13 protein-coding genes are annotated in these 13,827 nt (G+C 53.7%); 10 read left to right on the top strand and 3 right to left on the bottom strand.

The annotated features are described in order from the left end of the window. Positions 1-4 precede the first annotated feature (4 nt). The 3 genes from ACZ439_RS00240 to ACZ439_RS00230 all read left to right on the top strand — a co-directional run bounded on the left by ACZ439_RS00240 (position 5) and on the right by ACZ439_RS00230 (position 2,021). Complete coding sequence (locus ACZ439_RS00240; protein ID WP_127605752.1) at positions 5-652, top strand: trimeric intracellular cation channel family protein; 648 nt, start codon at positions 5-7, stop codon at positions 650-652. A gap of 23 nt (positions 653-675) precedes the next feature. Then, positions 676-1,197, top strand: a complete 522-nt coding sequence (locus tag ACZ439_RS00235; RefSeq protein ID WP_464620461.1) for a hypothetical protein — start codon at positions 676-678, stop codon at positions 1,195-1,197. Between the two features lie 83 nt (positions 1,198-1,280). Then, entirely contained in the window at positions 1,281-2,021 is a 741-nt protein-coding gene (locus tag ACZ439_RS00230; RefSeq protein WP_054796446.1) for a YhcN/YlaJ family sporulation lipoprotein, read from the top strand. 53 nt (positions 2,022-2,074) lie between these two features. Here the strand turns inward: ACZ439_RS00230 and ACZ439_RS00225 are convergent, their stop codons facing one another. Beyond that, positions 2,075-2,785, bottom strand: a complete 711-nt coding sequence (locus tag ACZ439_RS00225; RefSeq protein WP_464620460.1) for a response regulator transcription factor — start codon at positions 2,783-2,785, stop codon at positions 2,075-2,077. A gap of 222 nt (positions 2,786-3,007) precedes the next feature. On the opposite strand from ACZ439_RS00225, the gene ACZ439_RS00220 reads away from it, so the two are divergent. After that, positions 3,008-3,211 (top strand): aspartyl-phosphate phosphatase Spo0E family protein, encoded by a 204-nt coding sequence (locus ACZ439_RS00220; protein WP_054799415.1) that lies wholly within the window; start codon positions 3,008-3,010, stop codon positions 3,209-3,211. 320 nt (positions 3,212-3,531) lie between these two features. On the opposite strand, the gene ACZ439_RS00215 is transcribed toward ACZ439_RS00220, so the two are convergent. Next, positions 3,532-3,855 (bottom strand): winged helix-turn-helix transcriptional regulator, encoded by a 324-nt coding sequence (locus tag ACZ439_RS00215; protein ID WP_054796475.1) that lies wholly within the window; start codon positions 3,853-3,855, stop codon positions 3,532-3,534. 248 nt (positions 3,856-4,103) lie between these two features. Between ACZ439_RS00215 and purT the strand changes: the two genes are divergently transcribed. The 6 genes from purT (at position 4,104) to ACZ439_RS00185 (ending at position 8,420) form a co-directional block, all read left to right on the top strand. After that, positions 4,104-5,285 carry a formate-dependent phosphoribosylglycinamide formyltransferase gene (gene purT, locus ACZ439_RS00210; protein ID WP_054799414.1) on the top strand — a complete coding sequence of 394 codons (1,182 nt, stop codon included), beginning with the start codon at positions 4,104-4,106 and terminating at the stop codon, positions 5,283-5,285. Between the two features lie 97 nt (positions 5,286-5,382). After that, positions 5,383-6,171: a TIGR00266 family protein gene (locus tag ACZ439_RS00205; RefSeq protein ID WP_054796447.1), complete on the top strand. Its 789-nt coding sequence runs from the start codon at positions 5,383-5,385 to the stop codon at positions 6,169-6,171. A 64-nt stretch (positions 6,172-6,235) separates the two neighbouring features. Next, on the top strand, positions 6,236-6,508 hold the full coding sequence (locus ACZ439_RS00200; RefSeq protein WP_054796448.1) for a hypothetical protein: 273 nt from the start codon (positions 6,236-6,238) through the stop codon (positions 6,506-6,508). A 166-nt stretch (positions 6,509-6,674) separates the two neighbouring features. Further along, complete coding sequence (locus ACZ439_RS00195; protein ID WP_054796449.1) at positions 6,675-7,181, top strand: metallophosphoesterase family protein; 507 nt, start codon at positions 6,675-6,677, stop codon at positions 7,179-7,181. A gap of 50 nt (positions 7,182-7,231) precedes the next feature. Further along, positions 7,232-7,573, top strand: coding sequence for a bacillithiol system redox-active protein YtxJ (ytxJ, locus tag ACZ439_RS00190; RefSeq protein ID WP_054796450.1), 342 nt, complete (start codon positions 7,232-7,234; stop codon positions 7,571-7,573). A 34-nt stretch (positions 7,574-7,607) separates the two neighbouring features. After that, positions 7,608-8,420: an alpha/beta hydrolase gene (locus tag ACZ439_RS00185; protein WP_127605764.1), complete on the top strand. Its 813-nt coding sequence runs from the start codon at positions 7,608-7,610 to the stop codon at positions 8,418-8,420. 80 nt (positions 8,421-8,500) lie between these two features. Here ACZ439_RS00185 and ACZ439_RS00180 read toward each other — a convergent pair whose 3' ends face one another. After that, positions 8,501-13,651, bottom strand: coding sequence for an AAA family ATPase (locus tag ACZ439_RS00180; RefSeq protein WP_464620459.1), 5,151 nt, complete (start codon positions 13,649-13,651; stop codon positions 8,501-8,503). Positions 13,652-13,827: the final 176 nt, after the last annotated feature.

Genomic DNA, 13,827 nt, shown 5'->3' with positions numbered 1-13,827 from the left:
TCGGATGGATGAGCTTCTTCAAATTAACCTGCAGTTATTCAGCATGATCGGCACGATCGCGTTCGCCATTTCGGGCGCGGTCGTTGCCATGGAAGAAGAGTACGACATATTAGGCGTGTTTGTACTGGCCCTCGTCACCGCCTTCGGCGGCGGGGTTGTTCGCAATGTATTGATCGGCATTCCGGTGACGACCTTGTGGGAGCAGCGGACGTACTTCTTGACGGCGCTTATCGCCGCATTTCTCGTCTTTATCGTTCCTGTCAGCTGGATTCGCAAGTGGAAAACGTGGGAAGCGCTGTTCGACGCGATCGGCCTGTCGGCTTTCGCCATTCAGGGGGCGCTGTACGCGACGCAAATGAACGCCCCGCTGTCCGCGGTTATCGTAGCCGCCATGCTGACCGGGATCGGCGGCGGCATCATCCGCGATGTGCTGGCGGGCCGTAAACCGCTTGTGCTGCGAGACGAAATTTATGCGGTGTGGGCGATGCTGACCGGCTTCTTGATCGGCTTAGGCTGGGTGCAAGGCTCTTGGCAGCTGCTCGTCTTGTTTGCCGTCATTGTTGTTCTCCGGATGATGTCCGTATTCCGTCGTTGGCGACTGCCGCGTCGGGCTTTAAACTTGACCGAAGAACCGTCCATGGAAAAAAGCTGAATCGGGAATAAGGGGGGTTAATCGTGAGTAATAACCAAGAACCGGGTATTTCATGGAAGGAGTGGAGGCTCGTCCCTTCATCCTCCATTCAAGAGCGGTTGGAAACGGTCAGAACGCTGCAGGAGAGCGAGCTGGAACTGTATGAAATCAGCAAGGACAAGGTGAGTGCGGAGCATTACTTGCACTACGCTTACCTGCATCGCAACGTCGCGGCCATCGGCACGCCAGGGGCACAAGATGAAGTGTTCCATCAACTGCTTCCGCTTGACTCCGACGACGTGCTCGGGATCTTGTTCGAAGAGCAGCCTTACACGTATCCGGAGCATTGGCATAAGCCCTTTTTGCGCAACGGTCCGGAAGGCGACTATGTATGGTTTGACCCATCGTATGCCGCGCAGGAGGCCGAATTCGAGTCGATCGGCCGCAGCATCGCGGAGCAGCTGGCCCGCTTTAAGGAACAGGGAGATTTATCCGAGGAGGCGGTGCGCCGCTTCTTATCGGGAGTCGATGCCGGCTTCGACCCTGAATCTGACAAAAAGAAATAAGGCTGGCGCATAATTTCCACCCTGTGATTCATCCTAAGCTTAAGTCTTAGCTGTGTTAGGATGGACAGGAGGGAATGTCAAGCATGTATCGAGCATTAGGCAAAGGAACGAAGCGCATAGGGCTCGTCTCAGGCGTCTGCTTGCTGGTGCTTGCCGGCTGCGCAGGCAATAAGCCGGGTACGAGCAGTGCCGGGGGAGGGCTGAACGACCACCGGCAGCAAGCCTTATTCGACCGCGATTCCCGCAACAACGAAGACGCATCGCTTGGTGTGAAGCCGCGTTGGATTCAAGAACAGGAGAACCGCCAGCAGCCGGAAAACGGCGGACGCACGCAGCTCGATATGACGAATCGACATCTGGCCAAGACGATGGGCTTCGAACCGGGGATAGCGTCTAGAATCGCCGATCTTGAAGGCGTTCAAGCCGCGCAAGTGCTGCTGACGGAAGTTAACGCGTACGTCGCCGTAGTGCTGGACGGACATAAGCCGGACGAGGAAGCGAATCCGGATACGTGGGGTCATCGCATAACAGCTAAAGGCGGCGCAGGTTTATTCGGCGCGGTGGAGGGGACTCCCAACCGGATTTCCTGGACGGAGAACGGAGGGCTCGGCTACGGCAAAGCCGACGAAATCCGCAAGCTGGTGCTGACCATGGCGCCGACCCATATTCAAGACGTATACGTATCGGCCAACCCGAATTTCGTGCAGCGTGTCCGCTTTTACGCCAAGGAAGAGCAGGAGCGTGGCACGTTCGCCGATTATACGAACGAGTTTAATACCATGATTCAGTATGTGTTTCCGGATAACGGGAATACCAGGAAATAATCGGACACATCAAAAACTCCTTTAACCGCTTGATGCGGCATAAAGGAGTTTTTTTACTGCTGGAACTTGTATCCGACACCCCACACCGTCTTGATGTGCTTCGGATCCTTGGGATCGGTTTCTACTTTTTTACGTAAATTTGTAATATGTACGTCTACGGAGCGCTCGGTGACGAAAGAATCGATGCCGCGAATGTTGTTCAACAGCTCCTCCCTGGAAAACACTTTGCCCGGATGAAGCCAGAAGTGCTTCATGATTTCAAATTCGGAGTAGGTGGTTTCAACAGGCTGGCGATGCACGTAAATGCACCGTTTCTCCATATCGACTACAATATCGCTTGTCTCCTGCTGCGCTGCGGGCTTGGTGGAAGCGGCAGAAGCGGCCGCTTTGACCTTATGCGTGAGCGCGGATCTTCGCAGCAGGGCGCTCGTACGGGCAGCCAGCTCGCGCATGCTGAACGGCTTGCACATGTAATCGTCGGCGCCGTTCATCAGGGCGTTCACCCGCTCGGCCACTTCGCTCTTGGCGGACACAATCATGATGGGCACCGTCGATTTGGAGCGGAACTGCTTGCACAAGTCGATACCGTTCGTATCCGGCAGCATCAAATCGAGTATAAGAACATCCGGTTCAGCTTCGTTAAACAAATCGATAGCTTCTTGGCCGGTATAGGCGATGCTGACCGAATAATTTTCTTCGCTCAAGTAGATGGATATCATATCTGCGATACTATGATCATCTTCAACCAACAATATTCTAGACATGACTTGCCACCTCAAATATCGATGAATAGTAGGAAATCATTAACAATGCTCATAGATCCGTCTGCAACTTTTCCAAAAAGATGATGCAAAATGAAAGTAAACTGTAAAATAGGCGATTTCGATCCTGTTGTAAAGGGTAAATAAACAGTAACCGAGATCGAAGAGCCTCTCAAGTTATGCAGTTGTTCGCAAAAACGAACGTACGAATAGGGGGAATCGATCATGAACATATCAGGCAGCGAGCTGGGATGTCAAATTCAAAAATGCATCGATGATCTAAACATTCTCGTGATTGATAAAGGCTTGACGCTAACGGATCCGCTTGTAGTGAAAATAAGTATGGAGCTCGACGAACTGATCTTGGAAGCGATGCGCCGAAAGTGTGACGGCTCATCGTTCGTCTTTGATCGGTCATGCATAAAATGAAAGGATCGCGTACATACCAAGAAAGGAAGCTTGACTACTTCCCGGAAGGACGTGTCCGACTTGAACAGCTGTTATAAAGTGCGCGCTTGCTGCAGTACACGGGATTGCGACTACGTGCAACATAAAGATATCATTCGGACGATCAACCATGAATCGTCTTTTTCTTTTGCCATGTGGATGAACGGGTTGGACGACCTCCAAGCGACGACAACCTGTCCCCGGTGCGGAAGCCGCCTATTTTACTACCCCGTTACCTATATGGCTGAAACGGGGTACGGCGAATAGCCGTACCCCCTAACATGAAGAAGGAAGAAACATGGTTACTGTTTACAGCACCATGCTTCTCCCCATTGCTGCACAGCTTCCATGACCGGCCGCAGCGCCTTTCCTTTATCCGTCAATTGGTACTCGATTCGCACCGGCGTTTCGGGATAGACGTGTCGGCTAATAACGCCTACGGCCTCGAGCTCTTTAAACCGTTCGGCCAACATTCTATCGCTCATACCGGGTATCATTTCTGAAATATCTTTAAATCTGCGCGGGCCCACCAGCAGCGCGCGGACAATCAAGCCGGTCCAGCGTTTACCTAAAATTTCAAAAGCCGCTTCAAACTTCGGACACATCGTTTGCGGTTGATCACTCATCGTTCTCACCTCTTCTTTATTTATTTTATCATAAGTTCCTTTACTTTCGTAAGATTTTTATGAAGGGTTTTTGCACAAATAGTAACATATTCCGGGGTCATAACCGGATGCAAAGCGTCATTAGAACGGTTTCGGTCGTTTTGAGCGGAACCGGAAGCCGGCAAATGCATTTTTTGGTTGAAAAAATGAGGCAAGTACAGTATAACTGCGATAGGCCTAAAAAAGTTAACCATCAGGAGGATTTATTGATGTACGGAGCCCCTTTATCAGGACAAGCCCATAAAATGCTGCTGCTCGGCTCGGGCGAGCTGGGCAAGGAGGTCGTGCTCGAAGCGCAGCGTCTCGGTGTTGAAACGATCGCCGTCGACCGTTATGCGCATGCGCCGGCCATGCAGGTCGCGCACCGCTCGCACGTCGTGAATATGCTGGACGGGGAAGCGCTGCGGCGGATTATCGAGCAGGAGCGGCCGGATCTGATCGTGCCGGAGATCGAAGCGATCGCGACGCCGACGCTCGTCGAGCTCGAGTCGGAAGGGTACCGGGTCGTGCCGACCGCGAATGCGGCGCGGTTGACGATGGATCGTGAAGGCATCCGCCGCCTGGCTGCGGAAACGCTCGGGCTGCCGACGGCGAAGTACGCGTTCGCCGATAGTCTGGAGGAGCTTCGCGCTGCCGTTGCCGAGATCGGCACTCCTTGCGTGATCAAGCCGATCATGAGCTCGTCCGGCAAAGGACAGAGCGTCTGCCGGACCCCGGAGGATATCGAGACGTCGTGGAACTATGCGATGGAAGGCGGCCGCGCCAAGCGGACCCGCGTCATCGTCGAAGAATTTATCAAGTTCGATTCGGAGATTACGCTGCTGACGGTCCGTTCGGTCAGCGGCACGGCTTATTGCTCGCCGATCGGCCATATTCAGAAGGACGGCGACTATATCGAATCGTGGCAGCCTCATGAGATGTCCGCCGCGCAAATCGAAGCGTCGCAAGCGATTGCGAAAGCGATCACCGATGCGCTTGGCGGATACGGGCTATACGGCGTTGAACTGTTCTTGGCGACGGACCGCGTGTACTTCAGCGAAGTGAGCCCGCGGCCGCACGACACCGGTATGGTCACGATGGCGACGCAGGACTTGTCCGAATTTGCGCTGCACGTAAGGGCGATACTCGGCTATCCGATTCCGACGGTTCGTCTGTTGACGCCGGGTGCGTCGTATACGTTGAAGGCGGATCGCGACAGCACGGATTTCCGCATAGGCGGCATCGGGGAAGCGCTGGCGGTTCCGAACACGCAGGTCCGCGTCTTCGGCAAACCGGAGACGAAGCCCGGCCGAAGGATGGCTGTCGCGCTGAGCTCGGCGGACACGACGTCCCAAGCGAGAGAACAGGCTAAACAAGCCGCAGAAAAATTACATATCGACTATACGTCCTAACTCGTATCCGTCCGATCTTCCCGGTTATAAGTGAAACGCGCAGCTGTTCGTCTCGTACATATGCATATAAGCAGGATGAAGAAGGGGAGAGGAACCGATGAACGCACATGAAATCGATTATCAAATTGTGGGCTCCGAAATGCAATACGTTGAAATTGAGCTCGATCCCGGCGAAAGCGTAATTGCCGAGGCGGGCAGCTTAATGATGATGGATCAGAGTATCCATATGGAGACGATTTTCGGCGACGGCAGCGATCAGGGGAAAGGGCTGATGGGGAAGCTGTTCGGCGCGGGCAAGCGGTTGTTAACCGGTGAGAGCCTGTTCATGACGCTCTTTACGAACCGCGGTTCCGGGAAAGAGCGGGTCAGCTTCGCCTCTCCGTACCCGGGCCGTATTATGCCGATGGATTTATCCGAGCTCGGCAATAAAATCATTTGTCAGAAGGACGCCTTCCTGTGTGCCGCGAAGGGCGTCTCAGTCGGCATCGATTTTCAGCGTAAGCTGGGGACGGGCTTCTTCGGAGGCGAAGGCTTTATCATGCAGAAGATCGAAGGCGACGGACTGGCGTTCGTGCATGCGGGCGGGGCGATTTGCGAACGCGTGCTGCGGCCGGGTGAGCTGATTCGCGTCGATACCGGATGTTTGGTAGCTATGACGCAGGAAGTCGATTACGACATCGAGTTCGTGAAAGGTGTCAAAACCGCTTTATTCGGAGGCGAGGGTTTGTTCTTCGCAACGCTGCGCGGACCGGGACGGGTGTGGATTCAATCGCTGCCGTTCAGCCGTCTGGCCGACCGCGTCATGAGCGCGGCGGGGCCGGGCGGGCGTAAAGAAGAGGGGAGCATTCTCGGCGGACTAGGCAACCTGCTTGACGGCGACCGTTAAGAGCGATATGATTCTAAATACAAATAAGTAACCTCTCATTATTTTTTGGAAAAGGGGTGCGAAGATGGCATATAACCCACAAGTCGTCGATGCCAAAATCGTCAGTCACAATCCGAAGAACGGATTGTTCGAAATCGTTGCTCAAATGAAAGACAGGACCGTATGCCGTTTGATTTATGAAAAGGATGCGTCCGGTCAACCAAGGCCGACTCATATCAACCGCTTGCTGAAGGAGCCTTGCCCGATTTGCCGCAAAGATTTTCTTTGCCACTGCATGTCCAAGTTCAAGGAAACCATTTCCAGCCAGGCGCTCGAGAAGGCCGGAACTCCTCAATAAGCAGTCTCGCACTCGTTGCGCGGCGCGACAAGCCCGTAGGTTTTCTGCCTGCGGGCTTGTCGTTTGTTAAAAACCTGCCGCCGCATGGCAGGGTTAAAGCATTGATCTTTTGTCCTGCAGAGGGGAACTATGGTAAAATGTTGTTAAAGGCGAAAGGGGTTGTGCCATGCGAATCGGCGTCGTATCCGACACCCATTTAAGCAGCCGCTCGACGGCACTTCCGGCAGCGCTCGTGCGCGGCCTGCAAGGCGTGGACTGCATCCTGCATGCCGGCGACTGGATCGACGAATCGATCGTCGCCTTATTCGAATCGATCGCCCCTGTGGACGGTGTAGCCGGAAACAACGACGGGGTGGAGATCATCCGACGGTTCGGCAAGCGAAAGGTGCTTGCGCTCGGCGGGTTTCGCATCGGACTCGTTCACGGGGACGGGGGACGCTCGACTCCCGAGACCGCCTTTCAGTCGTTCTGCGATACGCATGGACACTCGACCGTCGATGTGGTCATTTTCGGTCATTCGCACATCCCGTTCCTGGAAAGACGGGGCGGCACTTTGCTGTTCAATCCCGGTTCGGCCGCTGACAAGCGGCGGCAGCCGCAGTACTCATACGGCATCATCGAGCTGACGGACCGCATCGAAGCCACGCACTTCTATTATGCGGATCGCAGCTAACGTTCCATTCACGATTCAATAAACCCATTAGGAGACGGAGGAACCTGAACATGGCTTCTTGGAAAGAAATTACGACGAACGAAGAGTGGGAACAAGTGCTCACGGCCAGCGTCAGCAAGCCAATTGTTATTCTGAAACATAGCACGGCCTGTCCGGTGAGCTTCAATGCCCTGCAAGAGTATGAAGCATACCTTGGGAAGACGCCGAACCCGGAGGTTGATTACTTGCTGGTGAAGGTGATCGAATCGCGTCCGGTGTCCAACCAAATCGCTGAAGATACCGGCGTGAAACACGCTTCGCCGCAAATTTTATACGTGAAAAACAAAGATACCGTATGGAATACGTCCCATTGGGCGATCACGGAAGAACACATTCATGCCGTCTTGAACTAAGGCAAGTTTAGTCACCGGGTAGAGGAGAGAGCGTATGGCCGTTCAACCGTTTTCGTTTTTTTCTGCAGCGTTATTCGCCCGGAAAGTGTGCCAGGTTTATGTTCCCGATAGTTATCATCTCGATGAGGATCGTCGTTACCCCGTTGTTTATTTATTGCACGGGCTGCACGGCGACGAAACGAGCTGGACGGTGAAAGGAAACGCGGAAGCGACCCTGGATGCGTTAATCGCTTCCCGGGAGCTTAGCGAGAGCATAGTCGTTATGCCGAACGACGGCGGGTACGGGCACGGGACGTTTTACGTCAATTGGTATGATGGGACGGGGCGATTCGAGGATTACATCCTCCAGGATTTGATCCCGACCATCGACCATGAATTCCGCACGATTGCCGACCGGTCGAAACGCGCCGTGTGCGGGCTGTCGATGGGCGGTTACGGCGCCTTTGCGCTGGCGCTGCGCAACCCCGACGTGTTCAGTGCAGCCGCAAGCATCTCGGGAGCGCTCGTGTCGGTTTCCTTGATGACTCCGCAGGATCTGCGCTCGGACACGACGCCGCGGATCATGGGGCCAATGTACGGGCCTTACGCCAAGGAGCTGGATTTGCACGTGTTGGCGGGGCGGCGGGTGAAGGATGAGGCAAGACCGGCGCTGCATTTCAACTGCGGCCGTTCGGACTTTCTGTTCCCGGCCAACCAGGCGTTCAAAGCGCTGCTTGATCAGCTCGGTTATCCGCATGAGTATATGGAGTTCGAAGGCGACCATCAATGGTCGTATTTCAGCGAACATCTGACGGATGCGCTGCGGTTTATCGAGAAAGCGCTGCAAGTCACCGAGCCGGCGCGGTAAGGAGACAGGTGGAAAGTAAAGCCCGTTCCGGGAGCTATGCTATCGCATAGAAATCCCGAACGGGCTTTATGTCGTGAAATTCAGGACGAATTGGCGTCGAGGGGCAGCCGGTCCGCACGGCCGACGGCTTCGGTTGCCCGTTTGGGCAAGTACACGATGAAAGACGTGCCGTGATCAAGTGTGGATTCGCATTCCATGAAACCGCCGTAATGCTGCAAATAATTGTGCGCAAGGTGCAGGCCGAGTCCGGAGTTCGCCTGTTCCGATTTGGTCGAGAACCCTTTGTCGAAGATGCGGTTGCGTTCTTCCGCCGAAATGTAGGAGCCGGTATTATACACCGTCAACCGGTAGTGATCTTCATGTTCCTGGATCGTCAGCCGGACAGTCCGCAGCAGATCGTCCTGCGGGATCGCCTCGACGGCATTCTTCAACAGGTTGTGCATTACGCTGGAGAAATAATTGATCGGCAGCGTCAGCTGATCGAACGCGCAGTCCAGGTTACCGCTTACCTGCAGGTCGATTTTCTTGGAAACGCATGTTAGCGAAAGTTGGTTGAGCACGACCGCGAGGATCGGAAATTTCACCGAGCCTATGACGGATTGCTGCACGATTTCCTTACACCAAACCGAGATGTAATCTTTGGCCAAGTCGTACTTGTTTATCATCAGCAGGGCATGAACGGTTTGGACGTTGTTGATCAACTCATGCTGCGATTTTCGGATATTGAGCATCGTCGCCTCGGATGACTGCGCCCAGCGCTCCTTCTCATCGAGCTGAAGGCGAATGTTTTTCTCCTGCTCCTCCAACAGCTGAAGCTTGTAATCCTTGGATTCGAGATAATCGTACAGCTTGGCGTTCTCGATCAAGACGGCGATTTCCGAGGCAAGCAGCTTAAGCGTTTCAACCCTTTCCTCTTGAAACACGTGCGTCGCCAGGTTGTTCTCCAGGTACAAAGCGCCGACGAGCTTGTTGAATCGGCAGATCGGGACGCAGAGAATCGATTTCGGCCGTTTGGTTTGAATGTAGGCATCTTTCGAGAACAGCTCGGATAATACCGCATCCTGCAGCAGCACCGTCTCGCCGGTGCGGGCGGCATATTGAATGACCGTGACCGCAGCGTCTCGGCAGTCCTCAAGCGGCATGATTTGCATCGCCGCGAACGGGGCGTTGGCGGTTTTCTCCGCATCGATCCACAACCTCCGGTCGCGCTCCAGCACGAGCATGCCTTTTTCGGCTCCCGCATTTTCCAGTACGATCCTCATGATGCTGTCCAGCATTTGTTGAAGAACGGTTTCGTTCGATACCGCCTGCGACGCTTTCACGACGCACGAGAGGTCGATGCTCGCTTCCGCTGCTTGGCCTCGGGTTACCAGGTACGGGTACTTCTCGTCGAGATCGGTCACTTTGCGCTCGGCGCCCCATTTGGCGTAAAGGCTGCGCGCTTCGAGCAAATAGGAGCGGGCGATTTTCAATTTGCCTGCTTGCAAATAATGCTTGGCTGCACATTCGCTGGCCATGGCCTCGTACTGGACGAAGCGGCCTTTACCCGCATAATGGATCGCTTGATCGTATTTTTCTTCCGCGAGCGCTCGCTTGTCGGTGATCCGGTACCATTCGGCTTCGAGCAGCAGTTTCAGATGTAAGAAATTATCGGGTGAATGCCGGGCCCATTTGTCCATAAACCGGATGCTGAATTGAATTCGATCCCGGAGGCGCTTTCTCTCGGCTGGGGCAGCTTGATCGTAAAGTCCCGCAAGCACCATGCCATAATGAAAGTGGTGCAGATGCACGTGCATCATCCCGAAGACGGTCGACAGTACCGTTTCCGCTTCTTCCAACAGCTTCCGGGCTTCGTCCAGGCGGTTGAACATATAAAACGTTTGCCCCTGCATGACATAATATGTATGTATGATTGCATTGTTGGTGAACCGGGAAAGCTGCTCGATTTCTTCGGCGCTCATGAACCGCTCGGATCTTGTTTCATCGGATGTATGAGAGAACGCTTGATTTCTCATGTTCTGCATGTAACGCTGGAGAACGGTTAGGATCATGATCGTATCGCGGTCCTGCGCTTTATATATAAAATTTTGGTAGTGCTCCGTCTCTTTGAACACGTCCGATAGATGATCCCCCCGAAACAAGCGAAGGAAAAAGCTAAACGTGATCGAATATCCGGCGTATACGAAATCCCCCGATTCTTCCCCGAATTGATAAGCCTTGCGCAGCAGTTCGACGTTCGTCTCGATATGCTCCTTCACATGGCTGGTGAAGGCCCCTGCGCCGAAGTAAACTTTACATTTGATAGGCAAATGATTGAATGAATCGCTCAATTTCACGCCGAGCCGTCCATAGGCCAGACCCGAATTCAGTCTGCCGAGCAGCGAACTCATAATCACGCCGTAAGTCGTATAAGCGAACGCACTGCCTTCCGCATGTCCGTGCACCAGCGAATAATTGAACATGCGAAGCATCAAATAAATGTACAATTCCGAGTTTATGTAGTACGCAGGCGGAATCAGATTAACCAGGAACTGCATAACCGCCTTGTGATTCGGATCGGTCATCACGGGGATGTCGATCAAATCGTCGATGCTGCGGGTGCCTTTACGCGCCTGTGATTTCAGCATCTCCCAAACAATGCTCGCTTTCCCCGTGTTCGGGCGGATATGAATCCCGAGCAGCTTCAGTCCTTTCAATCCGATCCGCAGCGCTTCCTCGTGCTCGCCCAGGTTCGTGAATAGCACCATCATCAGGTTGTAGGCTTCGGCTTTCTCCAGTTTGGTGCGCGCATGCAATAAGGCGGCCGCGAACGAATGCTTGGCTTCCTCGAATTGCCCGCTTAAGTATTCAAGCTCCGCTTTCTCCAGCTGAAGCGCGTAAGCCAGCTCGTACTGCCGCTCCCAGTGATCCGATTCAAGCAGCCGATAACCGCACAGCGCGTACTTCAGCCCGGTATCGTACGCAGAGCTTTCTTTTGCCTTGCGGCAAGCCTTTAAGTTTAAGGCAGCCAGCCGTTCCTTCTCTTCCCGTGATCCGATCAGCGGCGCGCCAAGGTTCAGCTGGTTCACGATTTCGAACGTATTCTCTTCTTGTGCGCTTGCGTCCGCATAATGATGCTCCAATAGACGACCGATTTGCAAATGAATTTCCTGTTTGCGATAGTCTGAAAGCAAGGAGTACAAAGCTTGGTAAACGCGATCATGCAAAAATTTATACGTTGTAACCGGGGTTACACTGTTTCTGCCCGTATGGACCGCGTGGATAAGGCCGTCTTTGACCGCATCCTTCAAGCTTTCTTCCACTTCTTCGGCAATCCGTCCGGTGACGAGCGCAAGCGTCTCCGAAGTGAACTGATGACCGATGCAAGCTGCGTGCTGGAGCAAAGACTGCAGCTGTTCCGGGAGCCGTACGATTTTGTTGATCATAAAATTGACGACGTTCTCGGTCATGTGCAGCTCTTGGATCTTCGCTTCGTCCCATGTCCATGCGCGTGCCGAGTAGTCGAACCACAGCAGCTGCTGATCGTAAATAGAGCGGAAAAACTGCTTCGTGAAGAACGGATTGCCCTTCGTTTTTTTCATCATCAATTGCGCCAAGGCGCGTACGGGTTGCCGCGCAGGCTGCAGGGTGTCGGTCAGCATTTGCTCCAAATGACGTTCATCCAGCGGCTCTAATTGAATTTGCGTCGTATGGCTGCTCTTCTGCCGCTGCAGCTTATCGATCATGACACGGAGCGGATGCGATCCCCCGACGTCGCGATCCCGGAATGAACCGATAAACAAGCGGTAGTTCCTGTTCGTACCGAGCCCTATATCCTGTATCAATTGAATGGACGCGGCGTCGGCCCACTGCAAATCGTCGAGAAATAGGATGAGCGGCTGTTCTCTGGAAGTAAACACGGATAGCACCTTCTGCACCGTCATCATGAGCCGGTTGTACATTTCTGCCGGAGGCATCTTTGTAATCGGAGGTAGCTTGCCGAACACCCGTTCGAGATCCGGAACCATCTCCATGAGCACTTGACCGTTAGGGCCGACTGCCTCCAGAATACGTCGTTTCATGTTGTGAAACGCTTCTTCGTTCAAGGTCAATAAGTATTGAAGCAGCTGCTTGCCCGCTTCGTGCAAGGCGTGGTAAGGGGTAGCGCGTTTAAATTGATCGAATTTGCCGTAGATGAATAAACCGTTCTGTTGTTGAATCAGCTTCTGAAATTCATGAATCAAATAGGACTTGCCAATACCGGATATGCCGGACACGAACGCGAATTCCATTCCGCCCTTGCGAACCCGGGCGTAAGCCTCGCTCAGCGCTTGAAGAGCGGCTTCGCGTCCGTATATCTTCTCGGAGATCACGAATTGATCGGAAACGCCTTCATTGCCGATTTCATACGGTTCCAGATAGCCATCGGTCAGCAGCTTGTTCAACGCGATCTCCAGATCGTGGCGCAAGGCGAACGCGCTCGGGTAGCGGTGCTCGGGATGTTTGGCCAAACATTTCAGCACAATGTCCGAGACGGGCTTCGGTATTTGATATTCCGTGAGCGGCTTTGGTTCTTTGGCAAACTGCATATGGAGCAGTTCCAACACGTCGTCGCTCTGGAACGGCAGCTCGCCGGACAGCATCCGATAGAACATGATGCCGAGCGCATACAAATCTGTTCGATAATCCGGCCGCCGGTTCATCCGGCCGGTAAGCTCAGGCGCTGCATAGAACAGCGCATTCGTTTCATAAACGGGCTGCGGCAGCACATGCGCCTCCGGTACCGTTGAGATCGGGGTGACCCGGAACAGATCGGTCAGCTTGCATTTTTTTCGATTCGATTCTACAAAAAAAGCGTACGGACTTAAGTTCAGATGCAGGTGTTTCGTCTGGTGCAGCTTGCTGACCGCCTCGGCGGCGCCGATCGCCAGGTTCAGAAACAGGGTCAGCTCGGCAGGGCCTGATTGCAGGTAAGCCGAGAGCGGCTGTCCTTCGATTGGCTGGAACAGCAGGGCGGGGGCGCCGTTCCATTCGTAAGCCTGCTCCGGCACCCAGACGTCAGCGGCAGCGAGCCGTTTCGCTTGCTCGTATTCCTGCAGCAATCTTTGCTGGAGCGGATCATAGTCCAGTCCGGGCCGCAGCGCTTTGAAATAACGGATGAAGCCTGTGTCTTGTTCCTTAGCCCGAAACAGCAAAGTATGGCCGTTCTCATGGACAGGTTCGACGGTTTTTTCGTTTAAGTTCCAAGCCAACTCGACAGACCTCCGATAACTAACCTTCTTACTATCCATTGTACTTTCCTATATTAGGTTAATCAACCTCAATGCCGCCTGTAATCGGGCCTGAAGACTTCACTAATTTTCCATAATCGTAACATTTGTTATATAATGAAAATCAACCTAAGGTAGTGGACACATGCGGAGGAATG

The sequence above is a fragment of the Paenibacillus sp. JCM 9796 genome, assembly GCF_055379675.1.
Note: the sequence above shows the minus strand (reverse complement) of the source record. Positions and strands in the feature narration are given on the sequence as shown.

What these genes read in the sequence shown, in the direction of transcription:
- ACZ439_RS00230 (WP_054796446.1), top strand. Translation starts at nt 1,281, where the DNA reads ATGTATCGAGCATTAGGCAAAGGAACGAAGCGCATAGGGCTCGTCTCA.
- ytxJ (WP_054796450.1), top strand. Translation starts at nt 7,232, where the DNA reads ATGGCTTCTTGGAAAGAAATTACGACGAACGAAGAGTGGGAACAAGTG.
- purT (WP_054799414.1), top strand. Translation starts at nt 4,104, where the DNA reads ATGTACGGAGCCCCTTTATCAGGACAAGCCCATAAAATGCTGCTGCTC.
- ACZ439_RS00185 (WP_127605764.1), top strand. Translation starts at nt 7,608, where the DNA reads ATGGCCGTTCAACCGTTTTCGTTTTTTTCTGCAGCGTTATTCGCCCGG.
- ACZ439_RS00225 (WP_464620460.1), bottom strand. Translation starts at nt 2,785, where the DNA reads ATGTCTAGAATATTGTTGGTTGAAGATGATCATAGTATCGCAGATATG.
- ACZ439_RS00195 (WP_054796449.1), top strand. Translation starts at nt 6,675, where the DNA reads ATGCGAATCGGCGTCGTATCCGACACCCATTTAAGCAGCCGCTCGACG.
- ACZ439_RS00220 (WP_054799415.1), top strand. Translation starts at nt 3,008, where the DNA reads ATGAACATATCAGGCAGCGAGCTGGGATGTCAAATTCAAAAATGCATC.
- ACZ439_RS00200 (WP_054796448.1), top strand. Translation starts at nt 6,236, where the DNA reads ATGGCATATAACCCACAAGTCGTCGATGCCAAAATCGTCAGTCACAAT.
- ACZ439_RS00215 (WP_054796475.1), bottom strand. Translation starts at nt 3,855, where the DNA reads ATGAGTGATCAACCGCAAACGATGTGTCCGAAGTTTGAAGCGGCTTTT.
- ACZ439_RS00205 (WP_054796447.1), top strand. Translation starts at nt 5,383, where the DNA reads ATGAACGCACATGAAATCGATTATCAAATTGTGGGCTCCGAAATGCAA.
- ACZ439_RS00240 (WP_127605752.1), top strand. Translation starts at nt 5, where the DNA reads ATGGATGAGCTTCTTCAAATTAACCTGCAGTTATTCAGCATGATCGGC.